At 43.4% G+C, this 19,026-nt stretch carries 15 protein-coding genes; 14 read left to right on the forward strand and 1 reads right to left on the reverse strand.

Going from position 1 to position 19,026, the window contains the following annotated elements; genetic code table 11:
• Positions 1–1,108 precede the first annotated feature (1,108 nt).
• From ACTJKC_RS11115 to ACTJKC_RS11180, 14 genes are all read left to right on the forward strand, one after another.
• Positions 1,109–4,219, forward strand: a complete 3,111-nt coding sequence (locus ACTJKC_RS11115; RefSeq protein WP_440791899.1) for a SusC/RagA family TonB-linked outer membrane protein — start codon at positions 1,109–1,111, stop codon at positions 4,217–4,219.
• Between the two features lie 15 nt (positions 4,220–4,234).
• Positions 4,235–5,596: a RagB/SusD family nutrient uptake outer membrane protein gene (locus ACTJKC_RS11120; RefSeq protein ID WP_440791901.1), complete on the forward strand. Its 1,362-nt coding sequence runs from the start codon at positions 4,235–4,237 to the stop codon at positions 5,594–5,596.
• Between the two features lie 11 nt (positions 5,597–5,607).
• On the forward strand, positions 5,608–6,534 hold the full coding sequence (locus ACTJKC_RS11125; protein ID WP_440791903.1) for a cyanophycinase: 927 nt from the start codon (positions 5,608–5,610) through the stop codon (positions 6,532–6,534).
• 18 nt (positions 6,535–6,552) lie between these two features.
• Complete coding sequence (locus ACTJKC_RS11130; RefSeq protein ID WP_440791905.1) at positions 6,553–7,884, forward strand: DoxX family protein; 1,332 nt, start codon at positions 6,553–6,555, stop codon at positions 7,882–7,884.
• 4 nt (positions 7,885–7,888) lie between these two features.
• Complete coding sequence (locus ACTJKC_RS11135; protein WP_440791907.1) at positions 7,889–9,586, forward strand: hypothetical protein; 1,698 nt, start codon at positions 7,889–7,891, stop codon at positions 9,584–9,586.
• 4 nt (positions 9,587–9,590) lie between these two features.
• On the forward strand, positions 9,591–10,190 hold the full coding sequence (locus ACTJKC_RS11140) for a c-type cytochrome (RefSeq protein ID WP_440791909.1): 600 nt from the start codon (positions 9,591–9,593) through the stop codon (positions 10,188–10,190).
• Complete coding sequence (soxC, locus tag ACTJKC_RS11145; protein ID WP_440791911.1) at positions 10,190–11,443, forward strand: sulfite dehydrogenase; 1,254 nt, start codon at positions 10,190–10,192, stop codon at positions 11,441–11,443. Before ACTJKC_RS11140 ends, soxC begins: the two co-directional genes overlap by 1 nt.
• Positions 11,444–11,447: 4 nt before the next feature.
• Positions 11,448–12,890: a phytoene desaturase family protein gene (locus tag ACTJKC_RS11150; RefSeq protein ID WP_440791913.1), complete on the forward strand. Its 1,443-nt coding sequence runs from the start codon at positions 11,448–11,450 to the stop codon at positions 12,888–12,890.
• 16 nt (positions 12,891–12,906) lie between these two features.
• A complete protein-coding gene (locus ACTJKC_RS11155; RefSeq protein WP_440791915.1) occupies positions 12,907–14,280 on the forward strand; it encodes a YeiH family protein in 1,374 nt (457 codons plus the stop codon).
• Positions 14,281–15,086: 806 nt separating this feature from the next.
• Complete coding sequence (locus tag ACTJKC_RS11160; RefSeq protein ID WP_187592892.1) at positions 15,087–15,410, forward strand: ArsR/SmtB family transcription factor; 324 nt, start codon at positions 15,087–15,089, stop codon at positions 15,408–15,410.
• A 6-nt stretch (positions 15,411–15,416) separates the two neighbouring features.
• On the forward strand, positions 15,417–15,884 hold the full coding sequence (locus ACTJKC_RS11165; protein ID WP_344853206.1) for an SRPBCC family protein: 468 nt from the start codon (positions 15,417–15,419) through the stop codon (positions 15,882–15,884).
• 6 nt (positions 15,885–15,890) lie between these two features.
• Positions 15,891–16,277: a DoxX family protein gene (locus tag ACTJKC_RS11170; protein WP_440791918.1), complete on the forward strand. Its 387-nt coding sequence runs from the start codon at positions 15,891–15,893 to the stop codon at positions 16,275–16,277.
• Between the two features lie 5 nt (positions 16,278–16,282).
• Positions 16,283–16,861 carry a YdeI/OmpD-associated family protein gene (locus tag ACTJKC_RS11175; RefSeq protein WP_440791920.1) on the forward strand — a complete coding sequence of 193 codons (579 nt, stop codon included), beginning with the start codon at positions 16,283–16,285 and terminating at the stop codon, positions 16,859–16,861.
• Positions 16,862–17,882: 1,021 nt separating this feature from the next.
• Positions 17,883–18,452 carry a DUF4256 domain-containing protein gene (locus ACTJKC_RS11180; RefSeq protein ID WP_440791922.1) on the forward strand — a complete coding sequence of 190 codons (570 nt, stop codon included), beginning with the start codon at positions 17,883–17,885 and terminating at the stop codon, positions 18,450–18,452.
• A gap of 4 nt (positions 18,453–18,456) precedes the next feature.
• Here ACTJKC_RS11180 and ACTJKC_RS11185 read toward each other — a convergent pair whose 3' ends face one another.
• On the reverse strand, positions 18,457–18,957 hold the full coding sequence (locus tag ACTJKC_RS11185; RefSeq protein ID WP_440791924.1) for a GNAT family N-acetyltransferase: 501 nt from the start codon (positions 18,955–18,957) through the stop codon (positions 18,457–18,459).
• Positions 18,958–19,026: the final 69 nt, after the last annotated feature.

Raw genomic sequence — 19,026 nt, forward strand, 5'->3', positions numbered from 1 at the left:
CTTCAGAAACCACAATGAAAGTTGTGGTTTTTTGCATTTAAGGACATTTTAAGAGCCTTCCGGATCAGCTGGTTAGCGTCCCGCAGTTGCGGGATTAATCAGAGGGTCGCTGGGGAGTAAGATCCCGATTTTCGGGAAGCCCAGCAGAGGGAGCTTCAAAAACCACAATGAAAGTTGTGGTTTTTTGCGTTTAAAGACATTTTCAAAGCCTTCCGGATCAGCTGGTTAGCGTCCCGCAGTTGCGGGATTAATCAGAGGGTCGCTGGGGAGTAAGATCCCGATTTTCGGGAAGCCCAGCAGAGGGAGCTTCAAAAACCACAATGAAAGTTGTGGTTTTTTGCGTTAAGGACATTTTAAGAGCCTTCCGGATCAGCTGGTTAGCGTCCCGCAGTTGCGGGATTAATCAGAGGGTCGCTGGGGAGTAAAATCCCGCTCTTTGGGGAAGCCCAGCAGAGGGAGCTTCAAAAACCACAATGAAAGTTGTGGTTTTTTGCGTTAAGGACATTTTAAGAGCCTTCCGGATCAGCTGGTCAGCGTCCTGCAGTTGCGGAATTAATCAGAGGGTTGCTGGAGAGTAAGATCCCGATTTTTCGGGAAGCCCAGCAGAGGGAGCCGGTTTGAAAGCTTTACAACGAAATTGTAAGGCTTTTTTGTTTATAACAACATTCCGTTTTAATATACTTCTACCTCATTCACTCAAATTCAACAACATAACCCGTGTAACATTATTAATAGTTAGTCTATCGATTTTGTAGATTAAATATTTATCAATATGTTTGCGCTGATCATGAATGCAACAATAACACCCCAAACATCCTCTATCTCTGATATTAACATTAAACGCTCTGTTTTAAATATCTATTTCCATGGGAATATGTGCTGTTGTTGATTTTGATTTTTTCCCGAAAAGTTATGGGTTAAACCTATGATACCTTAAAACCTGACCACCAAGCCCCCTTAAATATGTGTTGAAATTATTGCCAAAAAAGAACCGGCAAGGAAGCCTCGCCGGTTATCACGGAATATCAGTTCAGTAACGCCAATCACGCACTGATACCCATTCAGCTTTATCCAATGAATTGAATCATTAACATAAAACCCGTTAAATATGGAAATATTTCTCCATAAGAAAAAACCATTCTTATTGGCCAGCCTCATTTTGCTCCTCACTGTGCTGGCCGCACCCTTTAAAATTTTTGCCCAGGTTGAGCCTCCGCCACTCATAAATTCCAAACTGGCAGGTACAGTAATCGACTCTTTAACTAAACAACCATTGCCTGGCGTTGTAGTGCGCATTAAAGGCGTTACACACGTAGTTTCGACCGATGGAGATGGAAAATTTGTTTTTGTAACCGGTCAGAAATTGCCTTATACTTTAATTTTAAGCTCTGTAGGTTACGAAACCAAAGAAATTGTGGTAAGTAGCAGTCCTACAACTATCCGGTTAAAAGAAGTAAACAGTCAGTTAAACGATGTAGTGGTAGTTGGTTACGGTACTCAAACGAGGAAATCGTTAACCGGTTCGGTTTCTACCATTGCTGTTGATGAAGTAAGGGCCAAACCAACCGCCACTTTTGCCGAGCAGTTGCAGGGTAAAGCTCCTGGTTTGCAGGTAAGCACTTCTACCGGTGTTCCTGGCGACGGAATGTTTATCCGCATCCGCGGTACAACTTCTATCAATGCCAGCAACGATCCTTTGTATGTAATTGATGGTGTTTATGTAAACAGCGGATCGCTACAACGTATTACTACCCAGGGGCAGGCGAATAACCCCCTGTCGGATATCAGTCCGGATGATATAGAAAGTGTTACCGTTTTAAAAGATGCCGATGCAACGGCTATTTATGGTGCCCGTGCAGCCAACGGGGTAATTGTGATTACCACCAAACGCGGTAAATATAACACTGCGCCAAAAGTAAGTTTAAGTGCTTATGTAGGTGTGGCAAAAGCACCAAAATTGTGGGACCTGGTAAATGGTCCGCAGCACGCTGAACTAATTAATGAATTTTACCGCAATTCAAACGCCGATGCCATTGCAATTGCTGCAGCAAACGGAACAAGCCCGGCTACTACTTACAGGTTTCAGCCTTTTAGGGCATTAACCGATAATCCTACTGCTTCGCCGGCACCACGTGGTTTGCCACAAGATCAGAATACTTATGATCGTTTAAATAAAGCCTTCCGCACCGGACTGTTGCAAAACTACGATGTTTCTGTTTCAGGAGGTAACGATAAAACCACTTATTATATTGGTGGAGGATTAAATAAACAGGAGGCAACCCTGAAAACAAACGATTTCAGAAGAGGGAGTTTTAAGCTGAACCTTGATCAGAAAATCAACGATTACGTAAAAATCGGAACCAGTAATATTCTTACGCAAACTTACCGCACCAATGCACGTGTAGGGGATGGGCCACAGGGTGGGATTTTACAGTCGGCTTTGCATACCCCAACTTATCTTCCGGAGGTAAATGCTGATGGAACACCCGGCAAATGGGCTGGTTTTGACAACCTTGATGTCCTGTTAAACAATACGAATATGAACAGCACCAGTAACAGGTTAATTAGTAACCTGTATGGCGAAGTGAATATTACCAAAGATTTAACCTTTAAAACCAGCTGGAGTGTTGATTATAACCAGTACAATGAGTTTCAGTACTGGAACAGTTTAACCAACCTGGGTATTGCGAACAAAAACCTGGGTACCTCAAGTGTAAGCAATAACACCATCTGGACAAACGAGCAAACCCTAAATTATAACCACGTTACCGGCAAACATACTTTTGGTGCTTTGATCGGTAATTCATTACAGGGATCAGTATCTAACCAGACCCTCGCACAGGGTACCAATTTCCCGAACGATTCGTTCCAGCAGATTGCCTCTGCCGCTAATACCACTTCATCTGCATCTGAATCTAAATATACATTATCTTCATTTTTTGCCCGTTTAAATTATAATTACGGTGGAAAATATTATGCAGTTTTCAGTATCCGTGCCGATGGTTCTTCACGTTTTGGCGCCAACCACCAATGGGGATATTTCCCTTCTGCAGGTTTAGCATGGCGTGTTAAACAGGAAAATTTCTTAAAAGATGTTGCCATAATTTCAGACTTAAAACTCCGCGGAAGTATTGGTGTAACCGGAAACCAGAACGGGATCAACGATTTTGCCTCACGTGGTTTATGGGGTGCCGGAGCCAACTATCAGAACAATCCGGGTACGGTGCCGTCGCAATTGGCCAATCCTGATCTGAAATGGGAAAGCACCCGTCAGGCCAATATTGGTTTTGACTTGAGTTTCTTTAAAGACCGGTTGACCTTAAGCGGTGATGTTTACGATAAATACACCAGCAACCTGTTGCTTAATTTGCCGTTAGCTTCGAGTAAAGGTTTTTCTTCTATCCTTACCAATGCCGGCGAAATGAGCAATAAAGGATTGGAACTGAATATCAGCAGCGTTAATCTCGATGGTGCGTTTAAATGGAGTACCAATTTTAATATTTCGCGTAACATCAATAAAATTGAAAAACTACCTACACCGGTGGTTGCCGCTTATGCTGCCGAACGTATGGTGCAGGGTTTATCAATGTACACTTTTTATGTGTATAACCAGCTTTACGTTGATCCGCAGACCGGAAATGCGGTGTACGAAGATGCCGATCACAATGGTGTAATCAACGCGAATGATATTGTTCCGGTGGGCAATGCGCTACCGAAATTTAACGGGGGTTTAACCAATAACCTCAGCTACAAAGGCTTCGATTTATCGGTGTTCTTCAATTTTGTTTATGGCAATAAGGTTTACAATAACAACAATTATTTTCTCGAAGGTGGCGGAACCCGCGATGCCAACAGGGCCATGGATGTTTACCAGTTAGACCGCTGGCAGAAACCCGGCGATATTACCAATATGCCAAGGCTAACCGCTTACGGACAAAATTACACCCTGAGCCCAACCAGCCGTAACATTGAGGACGGATCTTTCCTTCGCCTTAGTAATGTAACCCTTGGTTATAACCTGCCCAAAGACTTTATCAAAAAAGCCAGAATGAATTCTGTAAGGATCTATGCAAGTGGTTCAAACCTTTGGTTGTGGACGAAATACAAAGGTCCGGATCCGGAGATCAATGTATCATCATCGGCTACCGTACTCGGTTATGATTTAGGTACGCCACCTGTGCCACGTACTTTCCAGATAGGTGCAAACATTACTTTTTAAACCGAATAATCAATCATGAAAAAAGTTATATACATATTCGCAGTCATCATCCTGTTCACTTCCTGCAAAAAGTTTCTGGAGGTACAGCCCCAGTTGCAGGTAGATCAGGATCAGGCCATTATCAATGCCGGTACTGCGGCCACTGCCGTAAATGGTTTATTTAACCTTTTGGCGGCCAACAGTTATTATGGCTCAAACTTCCCGGCGCTTTCTTATTTATCTGCCGGAGATATTCAGTGGTCGGGGTCCCAGTCTGATCCAAATGAGATTACCAAACACCTTACTTCTGCTACCAATGGTTATGTGCAGTCGGCATGGACGGCTATTTATAAAACCATATCTCAGGCTAATTATATTATTGATAAGGTGCCTACTGTTAGCGATCCTTTATTGACCACAACCTTGAAAAATCAATACCTTGGCGAAGCTTATTTCGTGCGTGCTTTGGCTTATTTTGATCTAGCACGTGGTTGGGGTGGTGTACAGCTCATTTTAAAACCGACCAATAACTCATCAGATAACAGCGATATTCCACGCAGCAGTTTGGCCGATACCTACGCACAGGTATTAAAAGATTTAAACGCCGCCGAAACTTTGGTTCCAACAGCTGTAAGCCGTAACCGGGTAAGCTTACGGACAGTTCAGGCACTTAAAGCCAGGTTTTACCTTTATCAGAAAAACTGGGCGTTGGCCGAGCAATTTGCTACGTCGGTAATTAACGATAATGCAAATTATTCGCTTGTGGCACCATACAGCGCGTTTTTTGCCAATAATGCCGTAACTACAAACGAATCGGTACTGGAGCTGGCTTATACCACTTCGAACACCAACGGACACAGCAACTGGTGGTTGCCACCTGCTTTGGGCGGACGTAGAGAATGGTCGCCGAATGATGCTTTAGTTGCTTTATTAAATAACCCGGCAATTGGCGGTAACCGCAATACTTTAATTGCACAGACCGCGCCTCCGGGCAATTTATGGTACGGAAAATTATATTACCGTAATCCGTTGGGTACCGATCCGGCTTACGTTATTCGTATTGCCGAATTATACCTGATCCGTTCAGAAGCAAGGGCGCAACAGGGCAACCTCATTGGTGCTAACAGCGCAGAAACCGATTTGAATTCGGTGCGTAGCCGTGCCGGACTTGGTGCAACTACTGCGGCTACACTGAGTGAGATTTTACTGGCACTCGAAAAAGAACGTCAGGTAGAATTCCCTTTCGAAGCCGATCGCTGGTTTAACCTGGTGCGTACAGACCGTGCACAAACCGTGCTGGCCCTGCCTGATAAACACCTTTATCTTTTTCCGATTCCTTATAACGAAACATTGGTTGATCCGCAATTGGCAGGACCAAACCGTAACCCTGGTTATTAAAAATATTGATCATGAAAAAATTAAGCATTTTTCTTTTAGCCCTAACCGCATTCGGTTTTTCGGCCTTTGCCCAATCATCGCCCATTACCGTAAAAAAATCTGATACCCGGCATGGCCCCGAAAAAGGAAGTCTGCTCATTATTGGTGGTAATGTGGGTTCGCAACGCGATATCTGGGAGAAATTTACTGAACTGGCCGGTGGTAAAGATAAAGCCGTACTGGTAGTGGTTACTACTGCATCGGGCGATTCGGCAGCTTATGATAAAAAAGGGGTAGAAGAGGTAAAACGTCAGACAGGAATTAAAAATGTCACCCTTTTCCACACCAGCGATTTCAAAGAAGCCAATAGCGAAAAATTTATCGCTCCCCTAAAAAATGCAACCGCAGTTTATTTTGAAGGTGGCCGCCAGTGGCGTATTGCCGATTCTTACCTCAATACCCTTACGCATCAGGCTTTTATCGATGTGCTGAACAGGGGAGGTGTAATTGCAGGCAGCTCGGCCGGGGCAAGTATTATTGGTTCTTTTTTATGGAGAGGCGATACCAAAGGCGCACAGGTTTTGGTGGGCGACCATACCCAGGGTTTAGGTTTCCTTAAATATTCAGCTATCGATCAACATTTATTGGTCCGTAACCGCCAGTATGATCTGGTTGATTTTATCCGTAAAGCCCCTGATTTTATCGGCATTGGCCTGAACGAGGCAACCGCCATTCTGGTACAGCGTGATACGTTGCAGGTGCTCGGACATTCATTTGTGGCCATTTACGATTACAATACCATTGTAAACAGTGGCGAAAAACATGTTGTAAATAACCGTGAAGATTTTACGGCTTCAAACGGACCATTTTTCTTTTTAGGTGCAGGCCAGAAATACGACCTGGCCAAAAGGCAGGTGATTAAAGAACCACGGAAATCAGGTAATACCGCTTCAAATTAATCCTTAAAAATTAAAGCAATGAGTAATACCAATATACCATCGCCGCCTGTATGGACCGCTAGGGAAAAGCTGATATTCAGGTTCTTTTTTCTTTTTTTTATCCTTCAGGCCATTCCTTTAAGTGTCGATTTTTTTAAAATTGTTTTTGGTTTTAACTGGTTTCACATCAGCTATGGCGATATCTTTAACCTTACGCGTTTATCTGCAAAGTTCTTGCCTGGTGCTGATAGTTTTATCAATTGGATCATTGTTGCAATAATTGCAATAATTGGCGCGGTAGCCTGGGGTAAATCGAAATATAAAGATATCGATTACAACCAGTTTTATTACTGGTTAAGGGTTGTGGTGCGTTACCGTTTGGCCATTGGCATCATCGGATACGGCTTTATCAAGTTTTTTCCTTTGCAGGCACCTTTTCCCTCCATCAGTAATTTAAATACCAGTTATGGCGATTTTACCGACTGGAAAATATTTTCGATGAGTTTGGGCATTGTACCTTCTTACGAAGCGTTTTTGGGCGCTATCGAAATCCTCGCGGGTTTGTTATTGTTCTTCCGCAAAACAGCTACCATCGGTGCAGCAATTATCCTGGTATTTACCGGAAATGTATTTATTTCCAATCTGGCTTACGAAGGTGGTGAGTTTGTGTATGCCACTTACCTGATCACCTTCGCTCTGTTTGTACTCTGGTTTGATGCACAGCGGATTTATAACCTTATCTCACTCGAGCGGCCTACTGCTCCCAACAGTTTTAAACCACATTTTGTGGGTAAAACCAAATCCCTGCGTTTGGTGCTTAAAACGCTGGTTATTTTCTTTTTCGTCTTCCTTTATGGTTTTAAAACTTACTCGGGTTTCCACCACGATCCTTACCAGTTTCCACGCACCAAAGGTTTAGCCAAAGCTGCCGGGATCTATAATGTAAGCGAATTCAAAATCAATGGCCGTGTATTGCCTTACGCTGCTGCAGATTCCATCCGTTGGAAAGATGTGGTATTCGAAAAATGGGCCACCATCAGCGTGCGTTCCGATCGGAAGGTAATTGTTGATTCGGCAAATTATGAACAGGTATTTAAAAATGATAAAGACCGTGATTATGAACTGGCTGGTACCGCCGGAAGGCATTATTACAGTTATACAATTGATTCGCTGAACCATGTATTGTTATTGGATAACAAAAATCCACACTACAAGGGCGAACAGTTGCGGTTAAATTATAGCCGTCCTGATAGTGCAACCATCATCCTTTCAGGTACCAATCAGCACCGCGATTCGATTTATTTGGTATTGAATAAAATCGATAAAAAATATCCTTTAAAGCTTAGCCGCCGCAAAGCACTTAAACTATAATGTTATGTCTGAAATAAAACAACAGGATATAGAAAACTGGGTAACGGCGCAACAAGCTGAAGCTAAAAAGCCATGGTCGTGGCAAAAGAAATTTGGCTTCCGGGTGCTGTTTATTTTCTTCCTCGCCATGTCTATTCCATTTTCGGCCAATTGGTATAAAAACGTATTTACCTTAGATTGGTCGCGACCGCATTACCGCGATTTGTACGATATTGCCCGTTTCCAGCCCAGCTTTTTATCGCTTTTTGGCGGACAGCGTTCGCGTGATGTTACCGATTCGCCATCAGGTGATGAATCGTCTAAAAAAGATGGTGTCAAAAAGAATAAGGCAGAAAAAGTTGGCGACAAAAAAGCACAAAACGAAAATGGTGCAGCTTTACCGTCCAAGAGAAGTTTTCTTGCCGATTATATAGATTGGGGCATCGCATTGGTATTTGCACTCGTAGGTGCATTAATCTGGACGGCCTTTGATCGCAAGCGTAAATCTTATCACATCCTTTATTATTGGATCAGGGTAGTGGTGCGTTACCGTGCCGGGATCGGCATTATTGGCTTCGGTTTTACCAAACTTTTCCCTACGCAGATGCCTTATCCCTCACTGGGTTTGCTCAACAGTAATTTTGGCGATTTTACCGCACAAAAAATATACTGGCTTTCGGTAGGTGTAGTGCCCTGGTACCAGGTTTTTGGAGGCGTGGTCGAAATTGTTGCCGGTGCCATGCTTTTCTTCCGGAAAACCAGCACATTTGGCGCTATACTTTTAGCGGCTGCGCTAGGCGATATCACTTTCGTAAACTATGCTTACGATGGCGGTGTACATGTTTACGCATTTTATTTTGTGTTACTCGGGCTATTTATCGCTGCCGATGATTTTCCTAAATTATACAACCTGCTCATTCTCGAACGTTATACCGTTCCGTTCAGGGTATATCCCGATTTTCGAAAACCATGGCTTAAATACACCCGCATTACCTTAAAAGTGCTCACTTTTGTGATCTTTTTCGGCGTGCTTACCTATACCGAGGTGATTAACTTTAAATACGATCCCTACAAACAGCCTGCAACCGCCGGCGTTAAAAAACTAAGGGGAAATTATCGTGTAAGCGAGTTTAAAATTAACGGAGAAGTTATTCCGTTTAATCCGCTCGATTCTACCCGTTGGCAGGAAGCTACTTTCGAAAACTGGACCACACTAACCTTCAAAATCAATCGACCAGTACTCATCGATCCATCAAATGGTGGCGGTAGCCCGATGCGCGATATCCAGCGCACTTTCGAAATCAGTGGTGTTGCCGGTGGTCAAAGGGCATTTCATTATTATGCAGATACCGTAGATAAAGTGCTGTACCTGCAGGATAAAAATGTGATGGCTTTAAGGGGTGGACGCAAAGGTGCAGATCAGGCCAGAGAAGCCAAACCAAAAGAAGACAACTGGATTAGTAAAACCGCATGGCAACACATCGGCGATGAAAATAAAATGATCGATAAAGCCGCATGGTCTACCCGCAGAGACCGCGAATTTGAAGAAAAGCCAAGGGAAGTAAAACGCCATCGCATGGTACTGAGGTATGATACCACCGATGGTTCGAGGGTTATCCTTTCGGGCATCAATGAGCGAAAAGATTCTATTTACGTGGTACTCGATCGTTACGACCGGCAATATGTATTGCCAAAAAGTACTTTAAGCGCGGGTAAATATTAAGGAGATGAACAAAAAAACGGTACTCATACTCGCATGCCCTGTAATGTTGTTATTAATGTCGCTAAAAACGGCATTTATACCCTCACAAGGAAAAAAGCCTTTATCGGATAGCTTAAAGCGGCCGGCTAAATTCGGTTTTGGCCGCCCGGCTACCGCACAGGAAATTGCGGCATGGGATATCGACGTTCGTCCGGATGGGAAAGGATTACCGGCAGGACAGGGCGATGTAAAAAAAGGAAAGTTATTGTACGCTCAAAAATGTGCAATGTGCCATGGCGTTGATGGTACCGAAAAACCAGGTGTAAAACTCCCGGGAAATGCTTTGGTGGGCGATACATTGGCTACCAGCAAACCCAAAACCATTGGCAATTACTGGCCTTATGCCACCACTTTGTTCGATTATATGCGCCGTGCCATGCCCTACAATCTTCCCGGTTCTTTAAGCAACAACGAAGTTTACAGCATCACGGCCTACCTGCTCAATGCCAACAAAATTATCAAAGCAGATGTGGTACTCGATGCTAAAAACCTTCCTAAAATAGTAATGCCGGCAAAAAAACTGTTTATTATGGACGATCGCAAAGGAGGGCCTGAAATAAAGTAATGGAGAAGCTCGATAACAAAGATCAGAAAAAAGCCACTGGTAAAATCAGCAGGCGAACTTTATTGGGAGGGGTAATTGCTGCGGCAGTTTTACCTGTACAATCGTTATTTGCTGATGAAGTACCCGCTGAAACGCCGGTTCTTCCTGAAATTGCAGATGATCCGACCAAAATTGTTGGCCCCGGGCCTAGTCCGCTGGGGAAACGTTCACCATTTGAGCAACCTGTACGCAAACCTTCTGATATTTCTTCGCGTACACCTTTGCAGGATCTGCACAGTACCATAACGCCGGCCGATTTGCATTTCGAACGTCATCATGCCGGTATTCCAACCATCGATCCGGCAAAACACGAGTTGCTTATTCACGGATTGGTTGATAACCCGATGAAATTTACCCTTGCCGATATTAAAAGGTTCCCATCTGTTACACGAACCTGTTTTATCGAATGTGCCGGTAATTTCCGTACCGGTAAAGCCGAAATGACCCCACAGGATATCCTCGGGCTAACCAGTCAGAGTGAGTGGACAGGTGTAATGCTTTCTACCCTATTTAATGAAGTGGGCGTCAGCGATAAGGCGAAATGGTTTTTGGCCGAAGGTTCGGATGCGGCAATAATGACCCGTACCATCCCCATTGCAAAAGCCTGGGATGATGCTATGATTGTTTATGCCCAGAATGGTGAAGCCATAAGGCCTGAGCAGGGTTATCCAATCCGGTTACTTTTGCCCGGTTTTGAAGGGAACATGAATATCAAATGGTTAAGGCGCATCGAACTTTCCGAAGAACCCTACATGACCAGGGAAGAAACGTCAAAATATACTTACCCTGTAAAAGATAAAATCAGAATGTTTAGCTTTGAGTTGGATGCGCGTTCCATCATCACCTATCCATCTTATCCCCAAAAGGTAAATAAGGGTTGGGTAGAGATTCGTGGAATTGCCTGGAGCGGCAGGGGAAAGGTAGAAAAAGTAGAAGTTAGTACCGATGCCGGAAGAACATGGCAAATGGCTAATTTACAGGAACCCGTACTGAGCAAGGCACATACCTATTTCAGGTATTTGTGGGACTGGAAGGGTGAAGCGACTGAAATATTAAGCCGTGTGACCGATGAAACCGGCTATTTACAGCCAACTTTGGCACAATTGGCAGAGGCCCGTGGCGTAAACCTGGGCGGATACCACATGAATCCCATCACTGCATGGCAGATTAAAAACGACGGGACCGTTTTATTTAAACCGGAAACCATAAAATAACCAGATGAAACTAGAAAAACGGGATTATGATGCAATTGTAGTAGGATCGGGGCCAAATGGACTGGCTGCGGCCATTCTTTTGCAGCAACAGGGACTTTCCGTTTTAATTATAGAAGGTAAAAACGTAATTGGAGGCGGATTGAGCTCTGCTGAACTCACTTTGCCCGGCTTTACACACGATGTATGTTCGGCCATCCACCCCATGGCACTGGCTTCACCATTTTTTAAAACATTGCCCCTGGGAGATTTTGGCTTGGAATATTTACAGCCCGTTTTGGCTGCGGCACATCCTTTTGATGATGGTACCGCTGCTATACTGGACCATTCTATCCATAAAACAGCTGATTATTTGGGTGGCGATGCAAAAACTTATACTTCCTTAATGGAAAACATCACCACTGCATGGCCGTTGATTGATGAAGATGCGTTAGGACCTTTACATTTTCCTAAACACCCATTGGCCATGGCAGGTTTTGGCCTAAAAGCATTAACCAGCGCTACGGGTTTTGTTAAACGTTTTAAAGAAAAACATGCCCGCGGACTTTTTGGCGGGATGGCCGCACATGCCATACAACCTTTAAGCAATTTAAGCACCACAGCCATTGGTTTGGTATTATTGGCTGGCGGACACCTCAAAGGCTGGCCGATACCCAAAGGCGGATCAAAATTTATTGCAGAAGCATTGGCCAGTTATTTTAAATCACTTGGCGGGAAAATCGAAACCGGAACCTTTGTAACTTCTTTAGATCAATTGCCTTCTGCCCATGCGGTGCTTTTTGATGTTACCCCGAAACAGTTATTACAAATTGCCGGGCATAAATTCTCCAGTATTTACAAATGGCAGCTCGAACGTTACCGTTATGGTATGGGTGTGTTTAAGGTAGATTGGGCATTAGATGGTCCTATTCCGTTTACTGCCGAAGAATGCCGGGGGGCGGGTACCATACACCTGGGCAATACTTTTGAAGAGATAGCCGCAGGCGAACTGATGACCAGTAAAGGCCAGCAAGCCGAAAAACCTTATGTGCTTTTGGCACAGCAGAGTTTGTTCGACCCATCGCGTGCACCCGAAGGAAAACAAACGGCCTGGGCTTACTGCCATGTTCCAAACGGATCAAAACAGGATATGACAGCCTTAATCGAAAACCAGGTGGAGCGCTTTGCACCTGGTTTCAAAGATCGGATTTTGGCCAAACATACCATGAATACCGAACAGATGGAAGCGCATAACCGTAACTATATCGGCGGCGATATTAACGGCGGGATATTAGACCTGGGGCAATTATTTACACGTCCGGCTTTAAGGTGGTCGCCATATAAAACCTCGGCTAAAGGATTGTACATCTGCTCGTCGTCTACCCCGCCTGGAGGTGGAGTACACGGCATGTGCGGCTACAATGCTGCAAAAAGAGCATTAAAAGATATTTTCAATATAAAAATCAGATAACCACAAAGAAAAAACGATGTCAACACAAAACAATGCTTCAGGCACTACGGGAGCTTTAACAGATGCAGGGATAACGCCCGATAAAAAAACATTTTTACAATCGCTTACCGAAGATTGGTGGGCGGTAATTTTAGGTACAATTATTATTGCCACCGTACTTTATTTAACCAATAACGGCACAACCATTACTTTACCTGCTTATAAATGGGCTACCTCTGACGATCTTTTTAATAAAATCCTTTCAGGCCAGAATTTACTACTCATTTTAGAAACAGGTGTCATTTTTCTGGCGCTTGCATCCATAGCCATCGGCCTTTCTGGTGGTAACGTAGCGAGGTTTGCTGCAGGTTTTTCGCTGATCTACTTTTTTGCCATTATCTCTTTCATTATTGGAGGCAATAAAAACGTATCTTATTTCGGACTGGAATATGTGGTGTTTGCTTTGCTAATCGGAATTTTTTTAGGGAATGTAGTAAAATTGCCCGATTGGTTGAGAGAAGCTGTACGGTCTGAGTTTTACATTAAAACTGGTCTGGTAATTTTAGGAACCACTATTTTATCTGCCGATTTAATTAAAGCAGGTTTACCCGGAATTGTGCAGGCGGTTATTGTAGTAACGGCAGTATGGTTTTTCTCCCTATGGTTAAGCCGCAGGCTGAAAGTGGATGATGAATTTGGTGTGATTTTAGCATCAGCCGTATCCATCTGTGGTGTTTCAGCTGCTATTGTTGCTGCAGGGGCCATTAACGGCGATAAACGTAAATTATCTTACGTAACCACATTGGTATTGATTATGGCCATACCCATGATGATTATCCAGCCCTGGGCCGTGAGGTATTTCCACATTCCGGATGTAATTGGTGGTGCCTGGCTGGGCGGAACGTTAGATACCACTGCAACAGTTACCGCAGCAGGTGATCTGGTTGGACCAATAGCCGTTAAAGCCGGAGTAATTGCGAAATTTTCGCAAAATGTATTTATCGGTGTAGCGGCGTTTTTTATCGCCATCTGGTGGGCTTATAAAAAACCAAAAGGCGAAAATGGTGAGGTTTTGGTTAAAGCAGAAAGTCCGGGACTTAAAATTGTATGGGAGCGTTTCCCGAAATTTGTACTGGGATTTGTTGCTGCATCGCTGGTGTTTTCTTTCTTATTATCGCCTACAACTGCAAAAAGTGTTGCGCCAACCCTAAACGGATTACGTACCGTTTGGTTCGCCATTGCCTTTATTTCGATTGGTATGGAGGCTAAGTTTTCATCACTGGTAAAACTGCAGGGTGGCCGGCCGGCATTTACTTTTGTTACGGCCCAGATTTTCAATATCTTCTGGACGTTGTTATGGTCATACATCCTGTTCGGTGGATATTTGTTCCCTGTGCCTGATTTTAAATAATATGCCTCGGTCCGTGTTTCCACGGACCGAAATTTCCGTTCCGCTGTCATTCTGAGCGCAGCGAAGAATCTGTTTCACATTCGCCTTTGCTTTAATCAGGCATAGACCTTAAATAACGACTTTTGTTGCTATAACTTAGAGATCCTTCGCTGCGCTCAGGATGACAAATTGCTTATTCTTCAACGCTTCGGTCCGTATTTCTGCGGACCGAAATTTCCGTTCCACTGTCATTCTGAGCGCAGCGAAGAATCTGTTTCACATTCGCCTTTGCTTTAATCAGGCGTAGGCCTAAAATAACAGCTATTGTTGCTATAACTTAGAGATCCTTCGCTACGCTCAGGATGACAAATTGCTTATCCTTCAATGCCTCGGTCCGTGTCTCCACGGGCCGAAATTTCCGTTCCGCTGTCATTCTGAGCGCAGTGAAGAATCTGTTTCACATTCGCCTTTGCTTTAATCGGGCATAGGCCTTAAAATAATAACTTTTGTTGCTGTAACTTGGAGATCCTTTGCTGCGCTCAGGATTGACAAATTGTTTATCCTTCAATGCCTCGGTCCGTGTCTCCACGGACCGAAATTTCCGTTCCGCTGTCATTCTGAGCGCAGCGAAGAATCTGTTTCACACTCGCCTTTGCTTTAATCAGGCATAGGCCTTAAATAACGACTTTTGTTGCTGTAACTTAAAGATCCTTCGCTACGCTCAGGATGACAAATCTTCTTTCTTACCCTATGCCATTAAAAAAATCTTCTCAAAAATTTGCGTAGTTAAATGACTACATTTATATTTGTAGTCAAATAGCTACATAATGAATTTAAGAAGAGATGTATTCCAGGCCATTGCCGACCCTACCCGCAGGGCAATATTATTATTGGTCGCCACACAATCGATGACGGCTGGCGCTATAGCGGCCAATTTCGATACGGCCCGACCAACAGTTTCTAAACACCTGCAGATCCTTACGGAGTGCGAATTACTGGAGCAGAAACAGAACGGAAGGGAAGTGCATTACCATACCAACGCCAAAAAGATGAAAGAAATAGCTGATTTTATCGAACCTTTCCGCCAGATGTGGGACGACAGGTTTAACAAACTGGAAGATATTATGAAAAATTATAAACCAACCAAATAGAACCAAATGGAGCAGAAAACAAAAATTAATGCCGAAAATGGCAAACAGGAAATCGTAATTACCAGGGAATTTGATCTTCCTGTTGAATTGCTTTTTAAAGCTTACGTAGAACCCGAAATTGTTGCGCAATGGATGGGTACCAAAGTACTGAAACTCGAAAATAAAAAACACGGCAGTTATGCTTTCGAAACTTCAGATAACAAAGGAAACGTAGCTTTTGTAGCCAGTGGTGTAATCCATGAATTTGTGCCCGAAGAAAAAATCACCAGGACATTCGAAATGGAAAATACGCCTTTCGCGGCACAGCTTGAATTTTTAACTTTCGAAAAACTGAGCGCTGAAAGGAGCAAACTCACCATGCACGTGATATACAAATCGGTTGGGTTAAGGGATCAGATCCTCTCTTTACCTTTTGCCCAGGGCATTAACATGGCACATAACCGTTTGCAAAATATTGTCAGTCAATTAAAATAAAAAACCATGAAAAGGAGAAACAAAATTATCTATTGGATCGCTACCATTTGGCTTTCCCTGGGCATGTTATCAACCGGTATTGTACAATTATTGAAAACGAAAGATGAAGTCGCACTTTTTACCCAATTAGGTTATCCGGTTTATTTCCTCACCTTATTGGGCATCTGGAAAATTTTAGGCGTTATTGCCATGCTTATTCCTAAATTTACGTTACTTAAAGAGTGGGCTTATGCAGGTTTTTTCTTTGCCATGTCTGGTGCTGTTTTTTCACATATTTCGGTCGCCGATCATAGTTTTTCAGCATATTTCGGGCCGATGTTATTGTTGGTGTTAACAATACTTTCGTGGTATTTCAGGCCTGCAGAAAGGAAAATTGTTTCAACTAATCCATAAATAAGATGAATCCAAAAGTTGATTTTTATTTTAACAAAGCCAAAAAATGGCAGGAAGCAGTAAATTTGTTAAGAACAATTGCCCTCGATTGCGGACTTACCGAAGAATTGAAATGGGGTTGCCCCTGCTACACGCTTAATGGAAATAATATCGTTTTAATCCACGATTTTAAAGAATACTGTGCTTTTTTATTCTTTAAAGGTGCTTTATTGAAAGATAAGGAAACTATCTTGATCCAGCAAACGGAGAATGTACAATCTTCGAGGCAAATCCGTTTTACCAACGCATTGCAGATTGTAGAAATGAAGGCAATTTTAAAAGCCTATATTTTGGAAGCCATTGAGATAGAAAAGGCCGGACTGAAAGTTGAATTAAAAAAAACAACAGAATATGCAATTCCGGAAGAGTTTCAAAGCAAACTGGACCAAATTCCGGATTTAAAAGCAGCTTTCGAAGCCTTAACGCCAGGGCGCCAGCGCGGATATCTTTTATATTTTTCGTCTGCTAAACAATCCAAAACCCGCGAAGCAAGGGTGGAAAAATACATACCGCAGATTTTAAGTGGTAAAGGATTGGATGATTAGTATTAAAGTACCGTCATTTTGGCCGGTAAATCCTTAGAAAAACAGACGATTTGGGATTATTGGTCGCGAAAGATCGTCATTGCGAGGCACGAAGCAATCTTACTACTATGGGTGGGTAAACATTAATTGATGATATGCTCTTGAAGTTCAAAAATGAGGACGGTATTGCGCTTATGCAAAAAGGAATGATTTAAGATTAGAAAATGAACGGCTTGTGGTGCTTGGCGGTTTTTAGTTCCGCCATTCGCTATAGCTCCGATAGAAAAAATCGGAGGCTGTCGCTGCTGTCGGGTTTATGTACAAAGGTTTGTGCGCCTTGCAACCTCAAGAATGAAAAGCTGGTTTGGCCATATAGCCCCGGTTGAAGCGTTATCCCGAAGTTTCGGGAAAGCAACAACATAGGAGGCAGCGATGCGTAAAAGCTAAATTTATATTTTTCGTCTGCTAAACAATCCAAAACCCGCGAAGCCAGGATTGAGAAATATATGCCGCAAATTTTAAGTAGTAAAGGATTGAACGATTAGTGTTAAAGTACCTTCATTTCGGCCGGTAAATCTTTAGAAAAACAGACGATTTGGGATTACTAATCGCGACAGATCGTCATTGCGAGGCACGAAGCAATCTTACTACTATGGGTGGGTAAACATTAATTGATGATACGCTCTTGAAGTTCAAAAGTGAGGACTGGTATTGCGCTTATGCAAAAAGGAATGATTTAAGATTGGAAATGAACGGCTTGTGGTGCTTGGCGGTTTTTAGTCCCGCCATTCGCTATAGCTCCGATAGAAAAAATCGGAGGCTGTCGCTGCTGTCGGGTTTATGTACAAGGGTTTGTGCGCCTTGCAACCTCAAAAATGAAAAGCTGGTTTAACCATATAGTCCCGCTATAAAATGTCATCTCGACTGAAACGCGGTGCAACGCCCGCCTGCTTCGGGCAGGGAGATATCTGCTTCGATAGATCTCTCTACTACGTTGCACTCCGCTCGAGATGACGATATTTTGAAAATAAATTAATCAATTATGAGTAAAACAAACAAAAAAGAACTCTCCTCAACCCAAACGGCAGAACTGCTTCAAACTTTAGAAAACCGTTTTAGAGAAAATATGAACAGGCATACAGCTGTAGAATGGGCTAAAGTACAGGCGAAACTTGAAGTAAACCCTGAAAAACTATGGGTGTTGGACGAAATGGAAATAACCGGCGGCGAACCCGATGTGGTAGATTATGACGAGGCTACCGGCGAATATATTTTTTACGATTGCTCGGCCGAAAGTCCTAAAGGCCGCAGAAGTGTTTGCTACGACCGCGAAGGACTTGAATCGAGAAAAGAACACCAACCCGAAAATAATGCGGTTGATATGGCTGCTGTAATGGGCATCGAATTATTAACCGAAGCGCAATACCGTAATTTACAGCAACTCGGAAAATTCGACAATAAAACTTCGAGCTGGATTTTTACCCCACCTGCAATCAGAAAACTCGGCGGTGCCCTTTTTGGCGATCGGCGCTACGACCATGTATTTATTTACCATAACGGTGCACAATCGTATTATGCCGCAAGGGCTTTCCGCGGTTCGTTAAGGGTATAAATAACTATAACAGCTTTTCGTAACAGAAAAACCGCAAACCCGGGCGTTTGGCCAAACCAATTTCGCCACTAAAAGTATAGCCAAGTTTTGGGAAGAGTGCCTGTGTGGCCTTGTTCTCGCTATTTGTATCTACCCTTAAAATCTTAACTCCTGTTGCTTCGGCAACCAGTTCTGCCTGTTGCATTAAAGCTTTTGCAATGCCCTTGCCCTGGCAATCGGGATCAACGGCCAAACGGTGTGTTACAATCGCTTTTTCGGTAATGTCCCAACCGGCATCCGCATATTCTTCATCCTGATCGTTGGTAATGGCCGAAACCCCAACAACCTGATTTTCCAACAGGGCAACCCATAACTGCCCGATGCTGATATCTTTCGCAAAAACTTCCGGATTGGGATAATCATCTCCCCACTGAAAATTTCCGGCGGCACGCATTAAGGGTACAACTTTCTTTACCAGCTGCATAATTTGAGGGATATCTGCTGTAACGGCTAATCTTATTGTCATGGAGGCAAAGATAGGGAATAGGTTCATTCGTTCATTGGTCATTTGTTTATTGGTTAACTTTCCAAACAC

Source organism: Pedobacter sp. 22226 (genome assembly GCF_052045455.1).
Classification (GTDB): Bacteria; Bacteroidota; Bacteroidia; order Sphingobacteriales; family Sphingobacteriaceae; genus Pedobacter; species Pedobacter jeongneungensis.

Bases quoted from the DNA above. Each gene is read 5' to 3' on its own strand.
- ACTJKC_RS11115 (WP_440791899.1), top strand. From the start codon at position 1,109: ATGGAAATATTTCTCCATAAGAAAAAACCATTCTTATTGGCCAGCCTC.
- ACTJKC_RS11120 (WP_440791901.1), top strand. From the start codon at position 4,235: ATGAAAAAAGTTATATACATATTCGCAGTCATCATCCTGTTCACTTCC.
- ACTJKC_RS11125 (WP_440791903.1), top strand. From the start codon at position 5,608: ATGAAAAAATTAAGCATTTTTCTTTTAGCCCTAACCGCATTCGGTTTT.
- ACTJKC_RS11130 (WP_440791905.1), top strand. From the start codon at position 6,553: ATGAGTAATACCAATATACCATCGCCGCCTGTATGGACCGCTAGGGAA.
- ACTJKC_RS11135 (WP_440791907.1), top strand. From the start codon at position 7,889: ATGTCTGAAATAAAACAACAGGATATAGAAAACTGGGTAACGGCGCAA.
- ACTJKC_RS11140 (WP_440791909.1), top strand. From the start codon at position 9,591: ATGAACAAAAAAACGGTACTCATACTCGCATGCCCTGTAATGTTGTTA.
- soxC (WP_440791911.1), top strand. From the start codon at position 10,190: ATGGAGAAGCTCGATAACAAAGATCAGAAAAAAGCCACTGGTAAAATC.
- ACTJKC_RS11150 (WP_440791913.1), top strand. From the start codon at position 11,448: ATGAAACTAGAAAAACGGGATTATGATGCAATTGTAGTAGGATCGGGG.
- ACTJKC_RS11155 (WP_440791915.1), top strand. From the start codon at position 12,907: ATGTCAACACAAAACAATGCTTCAGGCACTACGGGAGCTTTAACAGAT.
- ACTJKC_RS11160 (WP_187592892.1), top strand. From the start codon at position 15,087: ATGAATTTAAGAAGAGATGTATTCCAGGCCATTGCCGACCCTACCCGC.
- ACTJKC_RS11165 (WP_344853206.1), top strand. From the start codon at position 15,417: ATGGAGCAGAAAACAAAAATTAATGCCGAAAATGGCAAACAGGAAATC.
- ACTJKC_RS11170 (WP_440791918.1), top strand. From the start codon at position 15,891: ATGAAAAGGAGAAACAAAATTATCTATTGGATCGCTACCATTTGGCTT.
- ACTJKC_RS11175 (WP_440791920.1), top strand. From the start codon at position 16,283: ATGAATCCAAAAGTTGATTTTTATTTTAACAAAGCCAAAAAATGGCAG.
- ACTJKC_RS11180 (WP_440791922.1), top strand. From the start codon at position 17,883: ATGAGTAAAACAAACAAAAAAGAACTCTCCTCAACCCAAACGGCAGAA.
- ACTJKC_RS11185 (WP_440791924.1), bottom strand. From the start codon at position 18,957: ATGACAATAAGATTAGCCGTTACAGCAGATATCCCTCAAATTATGCAG.